We start from the raw sequence: 23,713 nt of genomic DNA, 5'->3' as shown, positions 1-23,713 counted from the left end.
GATGAAAGCCCGTTCGCTCAGCTGTGCCTGCCTGTTCACCGTCTCCACGCTGCTGCTTGCCGCCCCCGCCATGGCGATCAAGCCGGCCGGCCCCAACGCCCAGCCGGCGGTCACGGCGGCGGTGCAGGCCGCCGTCGACGGCAAGGGCCGCGACCCGGCCAACGTGAAGCGCGATGCCTACCGCCATCCGGCGCAGACGCTGTCGTTCTTCGGCGTGCAACCGGGCCAGACCGTGGTGGAGATCACCCCCGGCGGCGGCTGGTACTCGGAAATCCTGGCCCCGCTGCTGCGCGACAAGGGCACCTACGTCGCCGCCGTGGTCGACCCCCTGGCCGTGGCCGAAGGCAAGGGCCGCGATTACCAGCAGCGCGGTCGCGACGCGCTGGAAAAGAAGTTCGCCGACACCCCGGCCCTCTACGACAAGGCCAAGGTCGTGGGCTATGACCCCAAGGCCCCGACGTTCGGCGCCGACAACTCCGCCGATGTCGTGCTGACCTTCCGCAACGTGCACAACTGGCGCAGCGCCAACCAGGCCGAAGGCATGTTCAAGGGCTTCTACAGCGTGCTCAAGCCCGGTGGCGTGCTCGGCGTGGTCGAACACCGTGCCAAGGCCGACGTGCCAGCCGATGACAAGAGCGGCTACGTAGGCCAGGCCCAGGTGATCGCGATGGCCGAAGCCGCCGGCTTCAAGCTGGCCGGCAGCAGCGAGATCAATGCCAACCCGCGCGACACCAAGGACTACCCGAACGGCGTGTGGACCCTGCCGCCGACCAACCAGCACGAGCCCAGCGATGCCGCGAAGTACAAGGCCATCGGCGAAAGCGACCGCATGACCCTGCGCTTCACAAAGTAGTGCCGGGCCCTGCCCGGCAACCGTAACGCGGACGAATCGGGGTACCGACCGTTGGTCGGTACCCCCGCACCCGAAGGCACGCAATGGGACAATGACCCATCGCCACCCACGTTCGGCCCCATGCTCATCGCCCTCAACAAGCCCTTCAACGTCCTGTGTCAGTTCACCGACAGGAGCCAGCCGCCGCGCGTGACACTGGCCGGCTTCGGCCTGCCGCCAGGCGTGTACGCGGCGGGGCGGCTGGACTACGACAGCGAAGGCCTGCTGCTGCTCACCGACGACGGCAAGCTCGCACATCGGCTGACCGACCCGCGCCACAAGGAAGACAAGACCTACTGGGTGCAGGTGGAAGGCACCCCGAGCGACGCGCAGCTGCAGGCATTGCGCAGGGGCGTGCAGTTGAACGATGGCCCGACCCTGCCCGCAGGCGTGGAGCATCTGGAAACCCCGGCGTTGTGGGCGCGCGATCCGCCGGTACGGTTCCGCAAGACCGTGCCCGATGCCTGGCTGGCGATCACCCTGCGCGAAGGCCGCAACCGCCAGGTGCGGCGGATGACCGCGGCGGTGGGCCTGCCCACGTTGCGCCTGGTACGTGTTGCCATGGGCCCGCACCGCCTGGACGGCCTGCAACCCGGCCAATGGCACCCGCTGTAGAGCCACGCCCTGCGTGGCTGCGCACGATGCCGACACCGCGACCAGCCACGCAGGGCGTGGCTCTACGCTGGCGTAAAAAAACCGCCGGTGTCCACCGGCGGTTCTTCATTCAACCTTCAACGCCCTGATCCGTCAGGTATCGCTGCCGATATCGCTGTGCTCATCCACCACCGTGGTATTGCGGCGGTTGCGCGCGCTGATGCGCTCTGCCTGCCCATCCACCACGCTGCCCCTGGCCAGCTTCTTCTTCTGCTGCTTGCGGTACAGCGCATAGCCCAGCAGGCCCACGCCCACCGCGGCCACCGCAATGGTCGCAGCCGGGTTACGGCGAACCGCCTTGGCGGCCACCTTGCTGCCGGTCTTCACCGCGCCGAGCGCCGCACCGGTCTTGATCCAGTCCGTTGCCTGTGGGCCGAGGTGGCGCAGGTTGCTGCCGGCGTGCTTCAGGCCGTCGCCTGCGCTGCTTGCCAGATCCAGTGCACGCTCCAGGGCGCGGTCGGTAATAACGGTCAGTCTGCTCATGGGGGGTCCTTTGCCTCGATTCGGTATCCAGTGTCGCGCGGGGGTCGTGTAGGGCGTGTTATCCGCCAGCCACGGTCTGGTCACCACCATAACCAATCTGCAACAGCGATGTAGAGCCACGCCCTGCGTGGCTGAACGCGGTGCCAGATACATTCCACGGCCACGCAGGGCGTGGCTCTATGTCCCGCGCGGCTTGGCCCGGTGCGTGGCGCTGGCCGTCCACGGATCGTCCGGCCAGGGGTGCCGGGGATAACGCCCCTTCATCTCCTTCTTTACCTCCGCGTAGGTGTTCGCCCAGAAGTTGCGCAGGTCCTGGGTGACCTGCAGCGGGCGGCCACCGGGGGAGAGCAGATGCAGCGTGAGCGGAACGCGGCCATCGGCAATGCGCGGCGTATCGGCCAGCCCGAACAGCTCCTGCAGCTTCACCGCCAGCACCGGCGGCTGCGGCGTGCTGCCATCGGCGTCCACCGCATACGAGATCGGCCGCTCCATCCCCGACGGCACTGCAATGCGCACCGGCGCATGCCGGTCGATCAACTGGCGCTGCGCCCAGGGCATCGGCGACTTCAGCGCCTCGCCCAGCGTGGCCTCATCCAGCGCATCCAGGCGCGTCTTGTCGTTGAACGCCGGCGTCAGCCATGTCGTGAGCGTCTCCATCAGCGCGGCGTCGGAGACATCCGGCAGCTCCAGCTCCGGCATCCACGCGCGCAGCGCCAACGCACGTGCCTGCCACTGGCGCAGCCCCTCGGTCCACGGCAGCGCGTCCAGCCCCAGCTCGCGCACCGCCTCGGTCAGCGCCTGCGCGGCCTGGGCCGGATCGACCCGCCCGGCCGAGCGGCTGTCCAGCACGATGCGGTCGAAGCGGCTCTCGCGGCGCGCCACCAGCGCCCGCTTGTCCGCGTCCCAGCGCACCACGTCCTGCTGCTGGAAGCGCTGCGGGAAATCCCGGCGCAGCCGGTTCTCGTCCACCGGCGCGGCGCGCAGCAGCAATGCATCGCGTGCTTCATAGCGCAGCTCCACCGCCACCAGCCACGGCTCGCCGCGCAGGTCGCTGGGGTCGAACAGGCGTGCGCTGCGCCCATTGGCCAGCAGATAGCGCAAAGGATCGGTGGGATGGCGCGCCGCGATCCGGTCGGGGAAGGCGTGCGCCAGCAGGTCGCCCAGCTGGTGTGCCTCCACTGACGAGGGGGGCGCGGTGTCGCAGCGCAGGCGCCGTCGCCATTGCTTGCTTGCCGCATCGATGGTGGCCAGCGCACCGCGATTTGCGTCATGCGGCGCGCGCCCCTGCCGGAACGCGGCCAGCGCCCGCCAGCGCGCAGCCAACGCATCGCCGCCCTGGCGCAGCGGATCGCGCGCTTCCACCAGCGCGGCCAGGTCGCAGGCCAGCGCCTGTTCGGTCGCGTTGCCGGCGGCCAGCAGCATCGCTGCAAGCCGCGGGTGCGTGCCCAGCGTCAGCATGCGCCGGCCCAATGCGGTGAGCACGCCGGTATCGCTCAACGCGCCCAGCCGCTGCAGCAGCTCGCGCGCGGCGGCCATCGCGCCTACCGGTGGTGCATCCACGAAGCGCAGGTCCTCGCTGCCCCACGCGGCCAGCTCCAGCGCCAGCGCGGCCAGTTCCACCTGGGCGATTTCCGGCCGGCGCTGCGCCTCCAGCCGCTGCGATTGCGGCCACAGCCGCCAGGCCCAGCCCTCGGCCACGCGCCCGGCGCGGCCGGCACGCTGGTCGGCCGAGGCCTGCGCGATATTCACCACATCCAGCCGCGAAAAACCGCTGTTGGGGTCATAGCGCGGTTCGCGCGCCAACCCTGCATCCACCACCACGCGCACACCGGGCAGGGTGACCGAAGATTCGGCCACGTTGGTGGCCAGCACCACCCGGCGCTGGCCCTGCGGGTCCGGCTGCAGCACGCGCGATTGCTGGTCCACCGGCAGCTCGCCATGCAGCGGCAGCACCTGGATGCCGGGTGGCAGCGCCTGTTCCAGCGCCGCCTGGGTGCGCGAGATCTCGCGCTGGCCGGGCAGGAACACCAGCACGTCGCCGGGATGCTCGGCCAATGCCTGTTCCACCGCGCGCCGCGCCTGCGCTTCCAGCGCTTCATCGCGGCGGGCCGGGAAATGGCTCACCGCCACCGGGAAACTCCGGCCCGCGCTGCTCAGGCGCGGCGCATCCAGGAACTGCGCCAGCCGCTCGCCATCCAGCGTGGCCGACATCACCACGATGCGCAGGTCCTCGCGCAGCTGCGCCTGCACGTCGAGTGCCAACGCCAGGCCAAGGTCGGCCGCCAGGTGGCGTTCATGGAATTCATCGAACAGCAGCGCGCCCACGCCTTCCAGCATCGGGTCGTCCTGCAGCATGCGGGTCAGGATGCCCTCGGTGACTACCTCCACCCGGGTGCGCGCGGACACCTTGTTCTCGAAGCGGATGCGGTAACCCACCGTCTCGCCCACGTCCTGGCCCAGCTGCCGCGCCATGAACTGCGCTGCGCTGCGCGCGGCCACCCGGCGCGGTTCCAGCATGATGATCTTCCGGCCTTCCAGCCACGGGGCGTCCAGCAGCGCCAGCGGCACCTGGGTGGTCTTGCCCGCGCCCGGCGGCGCTTCCAGCACCAGGCGCGGGTGCGTGGCCAGCTGCGTGGCGATCTGCGGCAGCAGCTCGGAAATCGGAAAACTCGGCGTACTCATGCCGCAAGGATACGGGCCGGCGGCAGGGCCGGCGAGCCGACCGGGCAGGGGCCGCACAGGCGGCACGTTACAATGGCGCGATCAACTGCCCTGTAGCTGCCCCATGCAACTGATCGATATCGGCGCCAACCTCACCCACGATTCCTTCGACCGCGACCGCGATGCCGTGCTGGCCCGCGCCCGCGACGCCGGCGTGGTGCAGATGGTGCTGACCGGCGCCAGCCGCGAGCATTCGCCGATGGCGCTGGAACTGGCGCGCCAGCACCCGGGCTTCCTGTACGCCACCGCCGGCGTGCACCCGCACCATGCGGTGGAATACACCGACGAGTGCGATGCTGAGATGCGCGCGCTGCATGCGCATGCCGAAGTGGTGGCCGTGGGCGAGTGCGGCCTGGACTACTTCCGCGATTTCGCCCCGCGCCCGGCCCAGCACCGCGCCTTCGAGCGCCAGCTGCAGCTGGCCAGTGACGTGCGTGCCGCGGATGGACAGCGCAAGCCGCTGTTCCTGCACCAGCGCGACGCGCATGCCGATTTCATGGCGCAGATGAAGAACTTCGACGGCCGCCTTGGCGCGGCGGTGGTGCATTGCTTCACCGGTGAGCGCCAGGAGCTGTTCGATTACCTGGACCAGGACTGGTATATCGGCATCACCGGTTGGCTGTGCGACGAGCGCCGCGGCGCGCACCTGCGCGAGCTGGTGAAGCACATTCCGGCCGAGCGGCTGATGATCGAAACCGATGCGCCGTACCTGTTGCCGCGCAGCTTGAAGCCGATGCCGAAGGACCGGCGCAACGAGCCGATGTTCCTGGCCCATATTGTTGAAGAGCTGGCGCGGGATCGCGGCGAGGACGTGGAGCTGACCGCAGCGAACGCGACCGCAGCGACACGAACGTTCTTCCGCCTGCCACAGGCCTGAGCAATTGAATCGGCCGGTGCCGTAGAGCCACGCCCTGCGTGGCTGACGCGCCGACCAACGTCGGTTTCGCCATACGTTGCAGCCACGCAGGGCGTGGCTCTACCGGTGCTTGAGCCCCTCGCGGTACGTCGCGAACGTCGGCTTCCACCCCAACGCCTCACGTGTTCCCCGGCTGTCGATACGCTTGTTGCTGGCGTAGAAACGCCGCAATGCCGGGCTCACCGCCGGGTCATCCCACGCCACCGCAGGCGGCATCGCAAACCCACCCAGCTTGGCCGCGAACGCCAGCACCTCCTGCGGCGCGGCCGGCTCATCATCGGCGGGCAGATACAACGCCTCACCCTGATGACCCATCGCGGCGACAACCACCGCCGCCAGGTCCTCCACATGCAGCCGGTTGAACACCAACCCCGGCCGCACCACCTGTCGCGCCCGACCGTCAGCCAGCTGTACCAGTGCGTTGCGTCCAGGCCCATAGATTCCGGGCAGGCGGAACACGGCCGATGCCACACTCTTGTCACGGGCAAGCGCACGCCACTGGGCCTCGGCCAGCAACCGCCGTCGCGCCGTCTCATCCACCGCATCGGCCACCGACGTCTCGTCGACCCAGCCCCCATCGCGGTCGGCATACACCGCTGTTGAAGATAAATACCCCACCCAGCGCAGGGCAGGGCTCCGGCGCAGTTCGGCCGCCAGCAGTCGCAGCGCAGGGTCGCCCATTTCATCTGGTGGCAGCGTACATACCACCGCCTCCGCGCAACGAATTGTCTCCAGCAGCGTAGCGCCGGGCTCTGCCCGGCCAAGCGTGGTGCAAACCGCACCGCCATTCCCCAGCCCATCCGCCACCCATCGGTGACGAATCAACCCATCGTCCGGCGCCGCCTCAAGGTTCCGCACCGTTCCACTGCACACCACGCCCTGCGATTGCAGCAACGCCGCAATATGCCGCCCGCTGTACCCCAGGCCCAGCACCAGCACGCGCGCCGGTAGCTCGCCTGCCACCACGCTCAGCCCGCGCGCTGGCGCTGGTAGGCCTGCAGATGCGCATACGCCACCGCCAGCAGCGGCGCCGCCTGGCCCGCCGCGCGCGCCCGCACCAGCATGTTGCCTACGATCTGCTCGGCCTCCACCTGCTGGCCGGCGTCCAGATCGCGCAGCATCGACGCCTTCAGCGCCGAGCCTTCCTGTGTGGTCGCGGTCAGCGCAACTGCCTGTGCCTTCTCCGGAATCGGCTCGCCGGCCGCCTCGGCCACCGCAAGGCATTCGGCATACAGTCCGCGCACGATGTCCGCGCCATCATCGGTAGCCACAATCGTGCCCACATCCGCCCGCATCAGGCAGGTTGCCGCCGCCAACGTGGTCAGGAACGTGTACTTGATCCACTGCTCCTGCCCGATCACATCACTGGCTGCATGGTCCACCCCGGCCTGCACGCACGCCGCCGCCAGGGCAAGCACCCGCGCGCTGCTGCCGGGCGTATCGCGCTCGCCAAAGGTCAACTTCGCCGCAGGTGCCAGGTGCAGCACCGCGCCATCGGCCGCCTTGGTCGCACTGATGAAACACAGCCCGCCCAGCACCGCATCGCGCCCGAAGCGCGCATCCAGTGCCGCGTAGTGGCGCAGCCCGTTGAGGATCGGCAGCACGGTCGTGCGGGAGGACACAGCAGGTGCAATCGCCTCGATGGAGCTGTCCAGGTCGTAGGCCTTGCAGCTCAAGATCACCAGATCGAAGGGCTGCTCCGCCGCCAGCACAGGCAGTGCATCGGCAGTGACGTGGGCCACCGGCAAGGTTGCATCACCCAACGGGCTGCGGATGACCAGCCCTTCGTTGTCCAGCTGTGCCGCGCGGGCAGGGCGGACCAGGAAGGTGACGTCAACCCCAGCCTGGGCCAGACGGCCGCCGAAGTAACCGCCGGTGCCGCCGGCGCCCAGTACAAGAATGCGCATCGCCTTTCTCCATCAATCCTGAGGGCCGGCCAACGGCCGGCGCTACCGGGGGTGTGTCAGCTGCGCATGCCCACGCCGCGCTTGAGCAGCCACAGCGCCAGTGCGGTCAGCACCACCACGAAACCGATCATCAGCGCGTATGCCACCCACAGCGGCACGTCGCTGGTGCCCAGCAGGCCGTAGCGGAATGCGTTGACCATGTAGAAGATCGGGTTGGCGTGCGTGGCCGCTTCGGCCCACGTCGGCAGCAGCTTCACCGAATAGAACACGCCGCCCAGGTAGGTCAGCGGGGTCAGGATGAAGGTCGGCACGATCGCCACGTCATCGAACTTCTTGGCGTACACCGCATTGATGAAACCGGCCAGCGAGAAGATCGTCGCGCCCAGCAGCACCGTGGTCAGCGTCACCAGCGGGTGCGGAATGCGCACCGGCGTGAAGAACATCGCGATGATCAGCACGATCACGCCCACCATCAGCCCGCGCAGCACCGCACCGGACACATAGCCCCACAGGATCACCCAGTTCGGCATCGGGCTCACCAGCAGCTCTTCCACGTGCCGCCCGAACTTCGCCCCGAAGAACGACGAACTGATGTTGCCGTAGCTGTTCTGGATCACGCTCATCATCACCAGGCCCGGCACGATGAACTGCATGTAGCTGTAGCCACCCATTTCGCCCACGCGCGAGCCGATCAGCCCACCGAAGATCAGGAAGTACAGCGTCATCGTGATCGCCGGCGGCACCAGCGTCTGGCCCCAGATGCGCAGGATGCGCGCCACTTCGCGGCGCACGATCGTCATCAGCGCAATCCGGTTGCGCTGGCCGTCGGTCAGGACAGGGGTTGGGGTGCTGCTCATGCCGCGTTCTCCTGGTTGCCGGTGAGGCGCACGAACAGCTCCTCCAGGCGGTTGCTCTTGGTCCGCATCGACCGCACCCGGATACCCGACGCGTTCAGCGCCCCGAACACCCGGTTCAGATCCATCGCGCGCGGCATGTCCACGTCCAGCGTGTGCCCGTCGATGGCCGTCATCGTGGTGCCCTCGATCACCGGCAGCTGCACCGGCAGCTCACCGTCGATATCGAACAGGAAGCCTTCCACGTCCAGCTTGGCCAGCAGCTCGCGCATCGGCCCCTGGGTGACGATCTGGCCGTGGTTGATGATGGCCAGGTTGCGGCACAGGTGTTCGGCCTCTTCCAGGTAATGGGTGGTGAGGATGATCGTGGTGCCGGCGGCGTTGATCTCCTTCAGCACCCGCCACATGTCGCGGCGGATCTCGATATCCACGCCTGCGGTGGGCTCATCCAGGATCAGCAGGCGCGGGCGGGTCATCATCGCCCGGGCGATCATCAGCCGGCGCTTCATGCCGCCCGACAACGTGCGGCTCATCACCTGCGCCTTTTCCCACAGGTGGGCGCGCTTGAGCTCCTCTTCGGCCATCTTCTCGGCCTCCGGGCGGGCCACGCCGTAGAAACCGGCGTAGTTGACCAGGATGTCGAAGGGCTTCTCGAACAGGTTGAAGTTGATTTCCTGCGGCACCAGGCCGATCAGGCGCATGGTGGCGCTGCGGTTGCGCACCAGGTCGCTGCCGAATACCTCGACCTGGCCCTCGCTCAGGTTCACCAGCGAGCTGATGATGCCGATCAGGGTGGACTTGCCGGCCCCGTTCGGGCCCAGCAGCGCGAAGAAGTCGCCCGGGGCAACGTCCAGCGAAACGCCTTTCAGCGCCTGGGTGCCGTTGTCATAGGTCTTGCGGAGGTCGCGCACCCGCAGGGCGGGGGCGGTACGGGTCGCGGGAGTGTTCTGGGATGCCAAGCTCTTGCCTTCGCGCCCAAGGGACGGCGCTGGATAGGGGCGGGGGAGCGGCTATTATAGAAGGCCCCGAGGGTTTGCCCCGGCTACACACTGTTTCCCAAATTCGTGCCTGTTCAATTCCCCCTCAAGCTGATCGACCGGCGCATGCTGGCCCCCACCGTCGGCCACTACCAGTTCCTGCGTGATGACGGCCAACCGCTGGATTTCCAGCCCGGTCAGTTCATCCAGGTCCATTTCGAGTACGCCGACGGCACCGCCACCAGGCGCAGCTACTCCCTGGCCACGATCCACGACCACGCCCTGGCCCCGGGCGAAGCCGTTGATATTGCAGTCAGCTTCGTGCCCGGCGGGGCCGCCACCGCCCTGTTCGAGGGCCTGGACATCGGCGGCCACGTGACCGCCAGCGGCCCATTCGGCCGGTTCTGCCTGATGCCCGGCGACCACAACGCCCGCTACCTGCTCATCGCCACCGGCACCGGGGTCACCCCGTACCGCTCCATGCTGCCGCTGCTGGCCACCGCCATGGCCGAGCGCGGGGTGGAAGTAGTGCTGCTGCAGGGCGCCCGCACCCCCGAAGAGCTGCTCTACAGCGAGGACTTCCATGCCTTCGCCGCCGCCCACCCGGGCTTCCGCTACGTGCCGTGCCTGTCCCGCGAGCTCCCCGAGAACCCGCATCCGGACGTCCGCCACGGCTACGTGCAGCAGCACCTGGCCGAATTCGCCCCCAACCCGGCCACCGACATCGCCTACCTGTGCGGCAACCCGGACATGGTGGATGCGACCTTCGAGGCGCTGAAGGAGGCGGGCCTGCCGACCCCGCAGGTGCGGCGGGAGAAGTACGTCAGCAGCAAGTAATCAACGCGTTTCCGGAAATGTGAAGGGCGTCGTTGCAGCCATTGAAGGACCGGCATGGCATTCATGCCACGGATGTCCCGACCCGGTTAAAGGGGCATTGGCCGCCACGAACGTGGTCCCACCAAGAGTGGTTAAGCGAGTCCGGCCCGCTACAAGCTTCAGCAGATGCCCGCCTTGCGCGGGCATTTTGCTTTTCAGGTCTTTATCAGAATGTCCAGAATGCTGGTTCTTTCTGCTGTGGCAAGCACGTCCTCCAGGTCTTCGCGATGGTAGGCGCGCTCTGCAAACAGCCTGATGCTTGCCCCACCCGTGACCTTCCGCTCAACGCGAAAGTACATCACGTAGTGGCCAGTAGGCTGATCCCTCTTCACCGCGAAGTGGTTCCTGCGCCGCGTCACGTAGTAGATGCGCTCATCAAGGCGACGCAGAAGATCTGGCAGTGCTCTGCTAGCCGCCCAACGTGTGGGGCAGAACACCCGAGGGTCATTTGGCCTCACCCCCAGTAATAGATATGGTCCGGATCAAACCTGGGCAGCTTGGACGGGTCTTGAGTGAAGCAATGATGGGAGTACTCGACCCGGACGCGTATGTGCAGGGCAGACCTGCCGACGCCAGCATCGCCTTTGAAGACGACGTAACGGGGATGTAGGGGCTTCAAGGAATATCTTTCACCGTCTTGATGATGATCCACCCAAACGACGCTCCTGCTATACGTTCCCATGCTTCCCTGCCTCAAGATTCAGACTGCGGCAATGGGTAGCCCGCGCTGATCTTAAACTTTTAGCAGGGGGGTTGACTCGTTGGCATAGGCGTTTGCGACAGCCTTTGTTCGCGGCAACAAGTCAAGGGGCAAGGCCAACGCGCCCAAAGAGCATGGTTGAATGTGACTGCGCGGGAAGGACGGCCTCACTGGCAGCCGAACCGCCAGCACTCGCGGTGAAACGACAGCAACGCCACCTCTACCCGGAGCGTGTTGCCATGTAAGTGTTCGCACCACGCACCAATGCAAACCCGGTTACGGGCCCGTCTCCGGCACGTTGCACGTTCAGAACCCTATCGAGCCTTGCCTTACCAACAATTTCTCAAACCGCGCCAGCGAGGGCTCGAAACACTGTCGCAGGCCACGAACCTGGTCGATCCGATGGCTCTCGGTGTACATGACCACGTGCATGGCCTCAACCAGCTGGGCGATTCTTGCCATCGGGTCGGCAAGCCCACAGCTGTTCTTCCCAAATGCCTCCAGGTCTGCCCTCGCTGCCATCAGGCCCCTCTGGTGATTCAATGTCAGGGCCAACACGTCGCTGGGAAGGTAGCAGGTGGTGCAGACGATGTCGTAGGCCGGCGACATCTTCACGCTGCCCTTGGAGGGATCTTCGTAGATCACGCCGAAGTTCTTGAGGTGCGCATCACCGTTGCCGACCAACACGGACAACGCGACCTGGTCGAAAAGCTGCGCCAACGCCGCTGGCCGTTGCTCGACCGAGCAGTAAAGATTGAGCACCTGGGCAACCTGCTCATAGCTCAGGTTGTACTTTGCTTTCGCATTGAGTCCTACAAGGACGGCGATGTCCTCAAACCCGATTGGCACTCCTGCCTGCGTACGATCGAACCGCCGCATGACGAAGCGTTTACCATCTTCTGAAAGATGGAACTCGGGTACCGGAATGCCTGCTTCCCGGGCGATGGACATGCAAAGGTATTCGTTGATTGCCAAGCCGGGGAAGTGGGCACCTTCGGTTTTGACGATCAGCTCCCGCGTCGGGACAAGTGCCTTGCCGAATATTGCGCCGGACTGTTCTGGAACCAGGAGTTTCGGCTGCATGCCGGAGACGCCCGACCGCAACAGGTATTCGTCAGCCAATTCCTGGAACAGATCCCTGGTTCCCTGGTCGGCAAGCACCTGCGAAAGTTCTACGCCCACCGCCACACCGGCGGTGAACTGGGAGCTGGTAAGCGATATGCGACCAATCCCGGCTTCACCGCCCGTCATTGCAAGCAGCAGCATGGGATCAAGCGCTGTTGTTTTCCCGAACCGATGCTGCAGCATCTCCAACATGTGGCCTTCGGGCAGGTTCATCTGGAAGATGGCCATGGGTTCGGGGCCGTCGTAGGGCTCCATGCGTACCGGCATGCCCAAGGACACCGCGCAGGGGGGTAAGGCGTCTTGGGCGTAGCTGAAGGTGTAGTAGCCCACGTAGTCCAACTGCCCCGAGAGGCCTTGGGGCGTCGATACCGTCATGGTGGTGCGCTTGGCCATCACTTGCCTCCGGCCGGCGGCTCTGCGGGCTTGGTAGTGTGACCGGAGCTCACCCGCATCCGACGCAGGCTATATGCCGCGCTGTCGGCCATCTGCCCCGTCGTACGACGGTCGTAGAGGGTTTGAGAGGGCTCCAGACCAAGCAGCGACTGAACTTCCGCCGTTGTTGGCTTGGAGGCAGGCACGACGCTGAGCTCGCCGCCCATGCTTTCCAACACGGCCACAACGGTCCCGAGGGCAATCCCGGCCGCCCCCTTTTCCAGCTCGATGATCGTTTTCCGGTTGACACCGGCCGCAGCGGCCAAGTCCGACTGGCTCAGGCCACGCTGGGTGCGCATGCTTCTGATCTCGGCAGCAAGGCGTAGAAGGATGACGTCTTTCATGTTAGCTATTTTACACATATCTGCCGACATGTCCGCAATATTGGACGCAACAAGTCCAAAATAACTAACATAACGTGATCAATGTCCTGTATATAGGGCATTCTGGCTGGCTTGGTAGTACTTCACCTGTCGGCTTCACCTTCCAAGGTTTCGAAAGCAATTTGTGCCGCCCCGGCTCATTTACTCGTGCCCATGCTGCACGCCCGGCGAGAGCAGCGAGATATCTCAGTCTGCCGTGGAGGAGTACCTGCGATCTGGTGGGCACATAGCTTTGATTGGCGATCTCCAGCTATGTGGGGCTGCTGCAGGGAGCGCCAACGTAAGCGAGGTGACGGCCGAGCTCCACTTCGCCATGACTTCCATCAACCAAAGCAGCGACTGATAGGGGAGCAAGGATAGAGGTCAATGAAGGTCTCTACTCCATCGACAAGCTTTCGGATCAAAGTGAGTCCTACTCTGTCATAAGAGACGGTGATGCATGGAAGGTGCTGTACAAGGAACGAGGTCAGTTCACTCCCGTTGAGGCTGGCCTTACGGAAGATGATGCGTGCGATCCGGTCTACCAGATGTTTGCGGATTCTCTATACCAGCGGACAGCCCGCGATCAAAGAACACGATGAGTTCGAGAGCCTCAGGAACAAGCTCTACACGCTTTGCAGTCGGAACTAGCGCGATTGCTGGGCGTCGACATGCCGGAATCTGCATGTTGAGGTGCTGCCGGCCTGCGTCCGGCTTCCTACTGGCCGCACTTTTACCCGCCCCCCTTCGGTCACATCCAGCCCGCCCACCCGTCATGGCATGCTGAGACCCTTCAACCCAGGACGTGATCGAAATGCGACTTTCCTGCCGTCCCCTGGCCACCAGCGCGGCGTTGCTGCTGCTGGCGGCCTGCCAGGCTGCTCCGGAGGCACCCCCGGGAGCGGCTGAGCGCCAGTACGGAACACTGACGTTCAAGCCCTGCACCCTCACCAGCGCCCAGGCCAGCAACAACGTGGAAGCCGAGTGCGCCACGCTGCAGGTGCCCGAGAACCCCGATGCGCCCAACGGCCGCAAGATCGGCCTCAACATTGCCTGGCTGGATACCGCCAACGAAGGCGAGGGCAAGCAGGACCCGGTGTTCTTCCTGGCCGGCGGCCCGGGCCAGTCGGCCACGGAAGTGGCGGCCATCATCAACCAGTCGCTGCGCGAGGTGCGCAAGAAGCGCGACATCATCCTGGTCGACCAGCGCGGAACCGGCAAATCCAACCCGCTCAGCTGCCTGGGTGCAGATGGCAAGGAACTGGCCTTCGATGAGAGCGCCGCCGCCACGCCGGAGGTGATCGCCGAGTACGCCCAGCGCTGCGCCGCCACCCTGGTGGACCGCGCCGATACCCGCTTCTACACCACCACCCAGGCCATCGGCGACCTGGACGCGGTGCGCGCCGCGCTGGGCGTGGACAAGATCAACCTGGTCGGCGGTTCCTACGGTACCCGCGTGGCCCAGCAGTACGCCGCACGCTTCCCGCAGCACACCCGTGCCGTGGTGATCGACGGCGTGGTGCCCAACGACATCGTGGTCGGCGCCGATTTCGCCAACACCTTCGAATCGGCGATCACGCTGCAGTCCGCCCAATGCAGCAAGGACCCGGCCTGCGCCAAGCGCTTCCCGGTCGATACCCGCACCCAGCTGCGCAACGTGATGACCACGCTGGGCAAGGCACCGGTGGAAGTGGAGTACCGCGACCCCGGTACCGCCCAGATTCGTCGCGACACCATCAGTGCCGATACGGTGACCAGCCTGGCTTTCATGTTTTCGTACATGCCGGAGCTGTCCTCGCTGCTGCCGGTGGTACTGGATGAAGCCGCGCAGGGTCGCTATGCACCGCTGATGTCGCTCAACAGCCTGGTCACCCGTTCCATGTCCGGGCAGATGAACCGTGGCATGCAGTGGTCGGTGATCTGCGCCGAAGACTACGACCGCTTCCAGCCAGCGCCGGCCGGCGACAGCCTGCTGGGCCCGGAGCTGGCCCGCATGTTCTTTGCCGCCTGCCCGGTGTGGAAGACCGGCACGCGCCCGAAGAACTTCACCGCGCCGCTGAGTGCGCCGCTGCCGGTGTTGCTGCTGTCCGGTGAGTTCGATCCGGTCACCCCGCCGCGCTACGCCGAGCAGGTGCTCAAGACCCTGCCCAACGGCCGCCACCTGATCGCCAAGGGCCAGGCCCACGGCACCCTGGGGGCCGGCTGCATGCCGCGCCTGCTCGCGCAGTTCATGGACAAGGCCGATGCCAAATCGCTCGATGCCACCTGCCTGGATGCCCTGAGCCCGACCCCGGCCTTCACCTCATTCAACGGATGGGAACCATGATCGTCGCCGAGAACCTGCATAAAGCCTTCCAGACCAAGAGCGGCCTGATCAAGGCGGTGGAAAACGTGGGCTTCCAGGCCGAGGACGGCCGCATCACCGGCCTGCTCGGTCCCAACGGCGCGGGCAAGACCACCACCATGCGCATGCTCTACACCCTGATGGCGCCCGACCAGGGCCGGGTGCTGGTGGATGGGCTGGACGCGGCCACCAACGCGGTGGACGTGCGCCGCCGGCTGGGCGTGCTGCCCGACGCGCGTGGCGTCTACAAGCGCCTGACCGCGCGCGAGAACATCGCCTACTTCGGTGAGCTGCACGGCATGAGCGGGGCGCAGATCCGCGAGCGCACCAAGGTGCTGGCCAAGGCGCTGGACATGGACGACATCCTGGACCGCCAGACCGACGGCTTCTCGCAGGGCCAGCGCACCAAGACCGCCATTGCGCGGGCACTGGTGCACGACCCGCGCAACGTGATCCTGGATGAGCCGACCAACGGGTTGGACGTGATGACCACGCGTGCACTGCGCGGGTTCCTGCACGGGCTGCGCGACGAAGGCCGCTGCGTGATCTTCTCCAGCCACATCATGCAGGAGGTGGCCGCGCTGTGCGACAGCATCGTGATCATCGCCAAGGGCACGGTGATGGCCTCGGGCACGGCCGATGAGCTGCGTGCGCAGACCGGCGAACCCAACCTGGAAGATGCCTTCGTGAAGGCGATCGGAACCGAAGAAGGACTGCACGCATGAATGCGTTTTCCACGTTGTTGACGGTGATGCGCAAGGAACTGCGCGACCTCTCGCGCGATCGCCGCACCTTGTTGCTCACGCTGCTGTTGGGCCCGCTGCTGTACCCGATCCTGATCCTGGGCATGGGCAAGCTGGCCGAGACCCGGGTCAAGACCCAGATCGACAAGCCGCTGGACATTCCGATGATCGGCCGCGAGAACGCGCCGAACCTGGTGCGCTTCCTGGCCGCGCAGGGGCTCAATGCGGTGGAAGCACCGAAGGACCTGACCACCGCCATCCGCGAGCAGAGGGTCGATGTCGCGTTGCGGATCAGCCCGGCGTTCGCCAAGGACTGGGCCGAGGGGCGCCCTGCGCTGGTGGAGATCGTGCAGGACAGCACCCGCCGTGAGGCCGATATTCCCACCGCACGTCTGAAGGCGGCGCTGGGTGGCTACAACCAGCAGGTGGGCGCGCTGCGCCTGCTCGCCCGTGGCGTGGATGCGCAGGTGGCGCGGCCGCTGGATGTCGCCACCCAGGACCTGGCCACGGCGGAAGCCAAACGCGGCGTGATGCTGTCGCTGCTGTTGCCGGTGCTGCTTACCATCACCTCCTTCCTCGGTGGGGCGTACCTGGTGATCGACACCACCGCCGGTGAGCGCGAGCGCCAGTCGCTGGAGCCGTTGCTGGCCACCCCGGCCTCGCGCAGCGCGATCGTCAGCGGCAAGATCGCGGCAGCCTGCGTGGTGGGGCTGGCGTCGCTGGTGCTGACGTTGCTGGCCTTCAAGATCAGTGCGCAGTTGTCGACAAGCAGTGCGGCGCGGCAGCTCAACATGGGCTTCCTGCCGATGCTGCAGATGGCGATGATCATGCTGCCGATGCTGTTCATCGGCACCTCGCTGCTGACCTTCCTGTCGGCGACGGCCAAGAGCATGAAGGAAGCACAGAGCCACATGACCTGGCTGATGCTGCTGCCGATGCTGCCCGGCTACGCGCTGATGGTGTACCCGGTGAAGAGCGAGCTGTGGCAGTTGGCGGTGCCGTTCCTGGCGCAGAACCAGATGCTGCTGAAGATCATCCGCCACGAACCGATCGGCGCGCAGATGTGGGCGGTGTACCTGGCGGCAGGGTTTGGACTGGCGGCGTTGTTGTGGTTCGCGGCAGTGCGGCGTTACCACCAGGAACGCCTGGCGATTTCGGGTTGAGTCACTGGTACCGACCGGGCCGGAACGCCAGGTAGCAAAAGCCCCGGATTGTTCCGACCAGGAATTGGACCTGCGACCTGCGCATTGCTACTGAAGGGCAGCACAGCTTGTGCCAGGTACCATGATGGGCAAGGACGCTCAGTTCCAGATGATGATGCTGCCGTCAGGCCCATTCAGTTGCATGGCCTCTGGGCCAGAGTATCCGTCGTCTGTCAGGTCGACCGTGAGTAACTTGCCGCCAGAGAACATCAGGGTCATTTTGAATTGATCGAACACGCAGTCGACCAGCTCCAAGCGGAGCGACTTGTGCGCCAAGTTGTCCGCACTCTCATCGCACGAAAGCGTGGAGGTGTTGTAGATGTGCAGCGACCACCCATCGTCAGTACGAACCTGAACCTGATCATCCTCCAGGGTCAGCGTTACATACTTGCCCTTGAGGTATTGGAAAACGTCTGATCGATGCAGAATCATTTCATGGATCTCGCACTACTTCACTGGGAAATGTGACTTCGAGTTGGGTAGTGTCTTTCCTGAATATGGGTCTACACCCTGCTTTCCTGCATTCTCATACTTTATGTAGCCGGCCGGATATCCAGGGCTGCTACCCTTTGCCTGCGTTGGATCCATCATTCGCATGTTTGCCACTTGCCCGTTGGTGCCTCCCGTCCCCCCTGTAAAGGCGACGCCGGTTTGCTTGCCTCCCGGATTCATCACTGGGGAGGGCCCATTCGAGCCCGACGGTACAGGAAACGCCGTTCCGTTTGATGAGACAACAAAATTTGGGGAGGAAGCAGATGCTGGAGCGGCAACGGGAGCAGCTGCGGCTGATGTTGGTGCGGGTAGAGCCCGAGACTGTTGTGCAGAGTCGATTGCGCCCGACATCAACGAGGCTGCGGGAGGACCAACGACAGGTGTAGACCTGACGATGGCGTAGGTCAACACAAGAGCTGCGGGACCAAAGGTGTTGTACGCAGCGGGGTCGCGTGCAACCGAGTCATTGTGTCGCTCCGCCGCACGCTCCTGACGCCCGTCAGGATCTATGAAGCGGTAGGGGTTATTTGCAGCGTATCTATATCGGTTGAAAGAGGAGCCAGGCTTGTCACGGGGTGTCACCGGATCCACCGACAGGAACACCCCCAATTGCGGGTCCATGTACCGCTGCTGCATCTGGCTGAACCCGGTGGCAGCATCGCTCACATGTCCTGCGTATCCCGGCCCATCGGCCACTGGTGCACCTACGACAGCGCCATACGGCTCGTAAGTGATGCGCTCAATCACGTTGCCGTTGGCATCACTCTTGGCCACCACCGAGCCCAGGGCATCGGTATGGACATAGGTCACCGTCTGGGCATTTGTGGATGGCACAAGGGTCCCGCCGATTAGCAGTACCCAGCACAGCCGGGCGCCCGCGGCACTCACCTTCCGAAAAATCTTCTCCAATCCCCTGAAGCGGGTAGATCCATTGCCTGCAATTTCTTCGAATCTGCGCATCCTTCCAATCCTTGAAAGAGCCTTGAAGCAAGGTCTGACATTGATAGCACAAGCATTGGCCTCTCGGAATCGAACGCCGGAATACAGGCCAAAGACGTCACTATTTGAGTCGAGCAATGCACTTGGGACCAAGCGCCAGTGAAGCCGGATCGGCTCAAGAGTGATGAGGTTAGTAAGGGCGGCGGGAGTACCAGACATGGGCGGGCGCTACCGAACACAATCCGTCGACCACCGCAGACCCGGCAGGTACCCACCAACGGTGGGTGCCTGCTACCGGCTTCAATCGTGGCGAATCAACCGCCCGGCGCGAACGAAAGCGTGCGGCGGGTGGTGACCGGGGCGCTGACCGGCTCGAACTTCCAGCGCTTGACCGCATTGAGCGCCTCGCGGTCGAAAACGCGGGCCGGGGTGGCGCGCAGCACGCGCGAGCTGGTGACCGAACCGTCGGTGCCCACGGTGATTTCCACCAGCACTTCGCCCGAGGTGCCGGCGCGCAGCGCGTCGGTCGGGTAGCGCGGGGCCGGGGTGCTGATCGGGCGCAGGGCGGCGGCAGCGGCGGGCGCGGCAGTGGGCTGGCGGGCAGCGGCAGCCTGTGCGGCAGCCGCTGTCTGCTGGCGCTGTTCGGCATCGCGGCGGGCCGCAGCCTGGCGCTCGGTGTCCTGGCGCTCGCTTTCGCGGCGGGCGGCATCCTGCTGCGCGGCAATCTGCTTGGCCGCTTCGGCTTCGCTGGCCTGCTGCTGGCGCTGCTGGTCGGCCAGCTGCCTGACCTTGTTTTCAGCGTCCTTCTTGACCTTGTCGGTCTCTTCCTGGGTGCGCTTGAGGGCGGTCTGCATGCCGTTGGTGATGCCGGTCTTCAGGCGCGGCAGCGCCGGTGCGGTGGCGTCCACCTTCTCGATCAGCGCCACCAGGCGCTGGCCTTCGGTGAAGTCCTCGCGGGTCAGGCTCTGCTCGGCGGCAATCAGCGTGTACGGCAGCAGGTCGGTCAGCGCGCTCTTGATCGAGGCGTCGTCCGGGGTCTTTTCGCGCAGCGCCAGGTAGTACTCCATGGCGTTGTCGCCGGCCGGGGCATACATGCGGTTTTCGCGCAGCGCCTTGCTGGCCAGGTCGCGCAGTTCCTCGGTTCCCATCGACTGGACCTTGGCCGAAACGGCCGGTGCCGGCGGCGCAGCGGCAGGTGCGGCGGCCGTGGCAGCCGGTGCGGACGGCGTGGCCGGAGCCGTTTCGTCCTTGCCCGAGCAGGCGGCCAGAGCCACCACCAGGGTCAGCGGCACCAGCAGGCGCGCCTTGGCGTTCGTGTTGACGTGCGACATCCAACTCCCCTTTGAAGAACGACGATACGTAAGGCCTGATGCGGTCAGGCCGACCGAAGCCCCGGAACGTTTCCCAGCGTCCGGCGCGGTACAGCAGGTGCCCAATCTAGCATCCCCGCGCCCCGCTTTGCAGGGCTTGGGGCAGGCCAGGGCGGCGCCGCAGGGGGCGCCGCCCTGCCGGGCCGGCGCTCAGTGGGCCAGCGCCTTGCTTGGGGTGTGGGCCATCAGCTTGTCGGTGTAAGCGATGCCGATCGCCGACAAGATGAATGCGGCGTGGATGATGGTCTGCCACATCACGCCGCTGGCGCTCATGGAGGAGCACTTGAACGAGGCTTCCACGGCCGGGCCGTACTTGGCCACTGCATCCAGCACGGTGGTGATGTACTCGGGGCTGTTGCACGACGGCAGGCCGTCCAGGTTGCCGGCGCCGATGAAGGTCTTGAGCAGGTGGATGGAGGAGATGCCGATGATCGACAGCGCCAGCTTCACTTTCAGCACACTGGCGTTGACGTGGCTGAGCCACTCCGGCTGGTCGGGGTGGTTTTCCAGGCGCAGGCGCGAAACGAAGGTTTCATAGCCACCCACGATCACCATCACCAGCAGGTTGGAGATCATCACCACATCGATCAGGCCCAGCACCAGCAGCATGATTTCCTGCTCGCCCATGCTGTTGGCCTTGTGCACCAGGTGCCACAACTCCTTGCCGAACAGGAACACGTAGACGCACTGCGCCAGGATCAGGCCCAGGTACAGCGGCAGCTGCAGCCAGCGCGAGGCGAAGATCAGGGACGACAGGGGGCTGATGGGCTTAGCGGTCGAGCTCATGCGGAAATGCTGCTTTGCGGGGATGGGGCAGGGTACCGGGACCCAATGTCTGTGCCAAGACATGGGCCATAGGAGAGCTGAATGCGGATACGAAGAGCTTGCTTGCGACGATGGGTGACGCCAATTGCTGTAACTTTGCCATGCGTGGCAACGTCAAGCCCGGAAGGACGACCACCCCGGTAGAGCCACGCCCTGCGTGGATGCGCGGCCAACCAGCACCGTCCGTTTGCGCCGGACCAACGGGAAGATCAACATCGTGCCGTTGGAGCTGCCTATGATGGGCTCACTTGACGCTGCAACTTGCGGCGTGTCGAAGGGGCAGCCAGAGGCTCCGCCGCCACTCCCTTCGGCGCTTCAACCAGCAGCAGGCGGACGCGATTGCCACAGCATTGCAGTTTGCCGCCGTAGGTCAGGGTTCTTGACGTCAGCCGCTCGGTCGCCGCCTGAATGGTCTTCGCCGACAGCACATGGCCAGCGTCCAACAGCCCCACGGTGATCACGATTCCCTGGAGTCCCCCGGCTCCACCGCACCTCGCACGCACCTGCACTTGTCCCTTTTCTTGCTCCAGTAACAGGGAAACGGCATCCGCAATAGTCCGATATGCCGCCAATTGCAGGCCTGTACTGAGTTCGCAGGGGTCGCCGGAGAGGTGGGGGCGGCCAACCCGCTCTGTCGCCTCCCACTCTTGGCTGATCCCACCGATCTGAAGTGCCAGATAAAGCCCCACGTGTTCGAGGGCGGTGGGGTACACCATGCTGGTCTGTTCCCGGAGCTGCTGTGAACTGACCGTCGACGCCTTGAGTACTGCACTTGCGAACTGACGGTGACCTTGCCCGTTCAGCCAGTCGATCATCTGACTCAACGAGAAGTCGATGTTCTCACCGATCTGTCGCATTCGAAGTACACGCGTTCTCAGTTCTCTCTCACTTGCGAGTTGCGAGGCTTTGGCTAGAACAAGGGCCTCGCTCCGATCTTGTTGAGAAACGCGGAAACGATGCCGGTAGTGACTTGCGATAGTACCCAGTGCGAACAGCGAAGTTGAAACAACTGCAAGGCTCTGCTGGGTCTTGAACGTAGCGGCATCAAAGGAGCCGGGAAGACCGGAAACGGGCGTGGCGAAGTGAACGATCAGGTTCAGCAGCGGCACCCCAACAGCGGCGCCTCGCCAGCCATGGAGGCAGGTGAGAGAAATCGCAGGGAGCGCCATCGAAAGTTGCAGGGTCGTTTGAAATGACGAGTGCTCCTGCGGAATCCAATACGCGAAAAGTCCAAGAGCAAGGATCGACGCCACGCTGGCCATGGTGCTCACGGGATGAGGGAAAGGCCACATGCTTCCGCTTGTTCGCCGAATCCACAGCAATGCGAGTGGTGCGACAGTCATGATCCCAACAAAGTCGCCAAGGCTGTAGCGAACCATACGCTCGATCGCAGGGATGCTTGGCGGAGTGGGCCACAGCAGTTGTGCCATGGTGATATTGATGGCGGTCAACGACAGGCTTGTGAAGGCGGCCAGGCTGACCAGCCAGCCCGCTGAAGTCAACGTGACGTGTGTGATATGCAGTCGCACGATCAAAGCGGCTACCGGCATCAGGAGAGCGGACCGCAGTACGGCCCAGGCAACGCCATACCTGTCGATCATGGGATAGACAGAGTGCGCCAGGTAGGCATATTCGCCCAAGATGAGATACGGCCATAGCCGGGGCGGGCACAGAAGCAGCGCCGCTACTCGAACGCCCGCAGTGAGGTAGAACTGATCAACAGAGACCTGACGGGTTGCCCAGCACGTTAGTGCGTAGGCCGTCGCAAGTGCCAACCCTTCGATCCGGACCTGAAATTTCAGTTGAAGGCCTTTTTTCAACACATTTACCAGCACGCATTCACTCCCGTTTTGCCTCCCGAACGCGACCGGAAGTGCAGAGTCAGCGAAAACTAGTGATGCGAGCGGGCGTCCGCAATCGATTTCGGATATTTTCAGAATCCAACGAAATGTAGTGCTGCCGGAATATCAAACGCCCGTCACGCACTGTGATTGACAGCCATCGCGATAGCGTCGTTTCTACGGTCCACGCAGGTCGTCTATGGCTCACAGGCGGCGGTCGATTTGCGACACCCCGCCACGTCGCAACCAACACCTGCCGCCATCAGAAACGTTATTTGGGCTGTCGCTTTCCACCCCTTACACTCCGGGTTCCTTACGCCCAAGGCTCCGCCATGATCGATCTGTATTACTGGCCAACCCCCAATGGCCACAAAGTCACCCTGTTGCTGGAAGAGCTGGGCCTGCCGTACACCATCAAGCCGGTGAACATCGGCAGTGGCGATCAGTTCAAGCCCGAATTCCTGGCCATTTCCCCCAACAACAAGATGCCGGCGCTGGTGGACCACCAGCCCACCGATGGCGGCGCGCCGCAGAGCGTGTTCGAGTCCGGGGCGATCCTGCTGTACCTGGCCGAGAAGACCGGCAAGTTCCTGCCGGTCGATACCCGCGGCCGGGTGGCGGTGCTGGAATGGCTGTTCTGGCAGATGGCCGGGCTGGGCCCGATGAGCGGCCAGATGGGGCATTTCAATGTGTACGCGCCCGAGCAGATTCCGTACGCCATCGAACGCTACGGCAACGAAGTGCGCCGCCTGCACGGGGTGATGGACAAACGCCTGGCCAGCAGCGCCTACCTGGGCGGCGATGAGTACAGCATCGCCGACATGGCCAGCTACCCGTGGATTGGTGCGTACGACAAGCTGCCGGCCGATTTCGCCGCGTTCCCGAACCTGAAGCGCTGGCATGAGGCGATTGCCGCGCGCCCGGCAACCCAGCGGGCCTATGCCCTGAAGCACAAAGTGAACCCGGACGCCGGCAAGCCGCTCAGCGAAGAAGAGCGCAAGCACCTCTTCGGCCAGCGCTGAAGCGGTCGGGGCGATAACGGAATGGCCGGCACCGCC

Annotated in this window: 21 protein-coding genes; 8 read left to right on the top strand and 13 right to left on the bottom strand. The window is 64.9% G+C overall.

The features are described 5' to 3' along the window. Position 1: 1 nt before the first annotated feature. A complete protein-coding gene (locus WIX41_RS08350; protein WP_339446620.1) occupies positions 2-853 on the top strand; it encodes a class I SAM-dependent methyltransferase in 852 nt (283 codons plus the stop codon). Positions 854-973: 120 nt separating this feature from the next. Beyond that, complete coding sequence (locus tag WIX41_RS08345; RefSeq protein ID WP_339446619.1) at positions 974-1,507, top strand: pseudouridine synthase; 534 nt, start codon at positions 974-976, stop codon at positions 1,505-1,507. A 132-nt stretch (positions 1,508-1,639) separates the two neighbouring features. On the opposite strand, the gene WIX41_RS08340 is transcribed toward WIX41_RS08345, so the two are convergent. Both WIX41_RS08340 and hrpB read right to left on the bottom strand, forming a co-directional pair. Then, positions 1,640-2,029 carry a hypothetical protein gene (locus WIX41_RS08340; protein ID WP_339446618.1) on the bottom strand — a complete coding sequence of 130 codons (390 nt, stop codon included), beginning with the start codon at positions 2,027-2,029 and terminating at the stop codon, positions 1,640-1,642. Between the two features lie 177 nt (positions 2,030-2,206). Continuing rightward, positions 2,207-4,711: an ATP-dependent helicase HrpB gene (gene hrpB / locus WIX41_RS08335; RefSeq protein ID WP_339446617.1), complete on the bottom strand. Its 2,505-nt coding sequence runs from the start codon at positions 4,709-4,711 to the stop codon at positions 2,207-2,209. 103 nt (positions 4,712-4,814) lie between these two features. Here hrpB and WIX41_RS08330 point away from each other — a divergent pair, with 103 nt between their 5' ends. Beyond that, positions 4,815-5,627, top strand: coding sequence for a TatD family hydrolase (locus WIX41_RS08330; RefSeq protein WP_339446616.1), 813 nt, complete (start codon positions 4,815-4,817; stop codon positions 5,625-5,627). Positions 5,628-5,726: 99 nt separating this feature from the next. Here WIX41_RS08330 and WIX41_RS08325 read toward each other — a convergent pair whose 3' ends face one another. From WIX41_RS08325 to WIX41_RS08310, 4 genes are read right to left on the bottom strand one after another with little or no spacing between them, the layout of a single operon-like run. After that, positions 5,727-6,605 (bottom strand): hypothetical protein, encoded by an 879-nt coding sequence (locus WIX41_RS08325; RefSeq protein ID WP_339446615.1) that lies wholly within the window; start codon positions 6,603-6,605, stop codon positions 5,727-5,729. Positions 6,606-6,634: 29 nt separating this feature from the next. Next, positions 6,635-7,573, bottom strand: a complete 939-nt coding sequence (gene panE / locus WIX41_RS08320; protein ID WP_339446614.1) for a 2-dehydropantoate 2-reductase — start codon at positions 7,571-7,573, stop codon at positions 6,635-6,637. A 56-nt stretch (positions 7,574-7,629) separates the two neighbouring features. Continuing rightward, the gene (locus WIX41_RS08315) at positions 7,630-8,430 is read right to left on the bottom strand and encodes an ABC transporter permease (protein WP_339446613.1); all 801 of its coding nucleotides are present in this window, start codon (positions 8,428-8,430) and stop codon (positions 7,630-7,632) included. Beyond that, positions 8,427-9,386: an ABC transporter ATP-binding protein gene (locus tag WIX41_RS08310; protein ID WP_339446612.1), complete on the bottom strand. Its 960-nt coding sequence runs from the start codon at positions 9,384-9,386 to the stop codon at positions 8,427-8,429. The genes WIX41_RS08315 and WIX41_RS08310 overlap by 4 nt, the downstream gene beginning before the upstream one ends. 105 nt (positions 9,387-9,491) lie before the next feature. On the opposite strand from WIX41_RS08310, the gene WIX41_RS08305 reads away from it, so the two are divergent. Then, on the top strand, positions 9,492-10,241 hold the full coding sequence (locus WIX41_RS08305) for a ferredoxin--NADP reductase (protein WP_339446611.1): 750 nt from the start codon (positions 9,492-9,494) through the stop codon (positions 10,239-10,241). A gap of 1,045 nt (positions 10,242-11,286) precedes the next feature. On the opposite strand, the gene WIX41_RS08300 is transcribed toward WIX41_RS08305, so the two are convergent. Together WIX41_RS08300 and WIX41_RS08295 are read right to left on the bottom strand one after the other, a co-directional pair. Then, positions 11,287-12,498 carry a type II toxin-antitoxin system HipA family toxin gene (locus WIX41_RS08300; protein WP_339446610.1) on the bottom strand — a complete coding sequence of 404 codons (1,212 nt, stop codon included), beginning with the start codon at positions 12,496-12,498 and terminating at the stop codon, positions 11,287-11,289. Continuing rightward, positions 12,498-12,881: a helix-turn-helix domain-containing protein gene (locus WIX41_RS08295; protein ID WP_339446609.1), complete on the bottom strand. Its 384-nt coding sequence runs from the start codon at positions 12,879-12,881 to the stop codon at positions 12,498-12,500. Before WIX41_RS08295 ends, WIX41_RS08300 begins: the two co-directional genes overlap by 1 nt. 832 nt (positions 12,882-13,713) lie before the next feature. On the opposite strand from WIX41_RS08295, the gene WIX41_RS08290 reads away from it, so the two are divergent. From WIX41_RS08290 to WIX41_RS08280, 3 genes are read left to right on the top strand one after another with little or no spacing between them, the layout of a single operon-like run. Continuing rightward, entirely contained in the window at positions 13,714-15,225 is a 1,512-nt protein-coding gene (locus tag WIX41_RS08290; protein WP_339446608.1) for an alpha/beta hydrolase, read from the top strand. Continuing rightward, a complete protein-coding gene (locus WIX41_RS08285) occupies positions 15,222-15,968 on the top strand; it encodes an ABC transporter ATP-binding protein (RefSeq protein ID WP_339446607.1) in 747 nt (248 codons plus the stop codon). Before WIX41_RS08290 ends, WIX41_RS08285 begins: the two co-directional genes overlap by 4 nt. Further along, the gene (locus WIX41_RS08280) at positions 15,965-17,149 is read left to right on the top strand and encodes an ABC transporter permease (RefSeq protein ID WP_339446606.1); all 1,185 of its coding nucleotides are present in this window, start codon (positions 15,965-15,967) and stop codon (positions 17,147-17,149) included. The genes WIX41_RS08285 and WIX41_RS08280 overlap by 4 nt, the downstream gene beginning before the upstream one ends. Before the next feature lie 138 nt (positions 17,150-17,287). Here the strand turns inward: WIX41_RS08280 and WIX41_RS08275 are convergent, their stop codons facing one another. From WIX41_RS08275 to WIX41_RS08255, 5 genes are all read right to left on the bottom strand, one after another. Further along, on the bottom strand, positions 17,288-17,620 hold the full coding sequence (locus tag WIX41_RS08275; protein WP_339446605.1) for a hypothetical protein: 333 nt from the start codon (positions 17,618-17,620) through the stop codon (positions 17,288-17,290). A 15-nt stretch (positions 17,621-17,635) separates the two neighbouring features. Beyond that, complete coding sequence (locus WIX41_RS08270; protein ID WP_339446604.1) at positions 17,636-18,640, bottom strand: RHS repeat domain-containing protein; 1,005 nt, start codon at positions 18,638-18,640, stop codon at positions 17,636-17,638. Between the two features lie 293 nt (positions 18,641-18,933). Next, positions 18,934-19,950, bottom strand: coding sequence for an energy transducer TonB (locus WIX41_RS08265; protein ID WP_339446603.1), 1,017 nt, complete (start codon positions 19,948-19,950; stop codon positions 18,934-18,936). A 189-nt stretch (positions 19,951-20,139) separates the two neighbouring features. Then, positions 20,140-20,775, bottom strand: a complete 636-nt coding sequence (locus WIX41_RS08260) for a TIGR00645 family protein (RefSeq protein WP_339446602.1) — start codon at positions 20,773-20,775, stop codon at positions 20,140-20,142. Positions 20,776-21,047: 272 nt separating this feature from the next. Then, on the bottom strand, positions 21,048-22,637 hold the full coding sequence (locus WIX41_RS08255; protein WP_409187471.1) for an MASE1 domain-containing protein: 1,590 nt from the start codon (positions 22,635-22,637) through the stop codon (positions 21,048-21,050). Positions 22,638-22,987: 350 nt separating this feature from the next. On the opposite strand from WIX41_RS08255, the gene WIX41_RS08250 reads away from it, so the two are divergent. After that, positions 22,988-23,677, top strand: coding sequence for a glutathione S-transferase N-terminal domain-containing protein (locus tag WIX41_RS08250; protein WP_339446600.1), 690 nt, complete (start codon positions 22,988-22,990; stop codon positions 23,675-23,677). The last annotated feature ends 36 nt before the right edge of the window (positions 23,678-23,713 follow it).

The sequence above is a fragment of the Stenotrophomonas sp. AB1(2024) genome, from assembly GCF_037482345.1.
GTDB lineage: Bacteria > Pseudomonadota > Gammaproteobacteria > Xanthomonadales > Xanthomonadaceae > Stenotrophomonas.
Note: the sequence above shows the minus strand (reverse complement) of the source record. Positions and strands in the feature narration are given on the sequence as shown.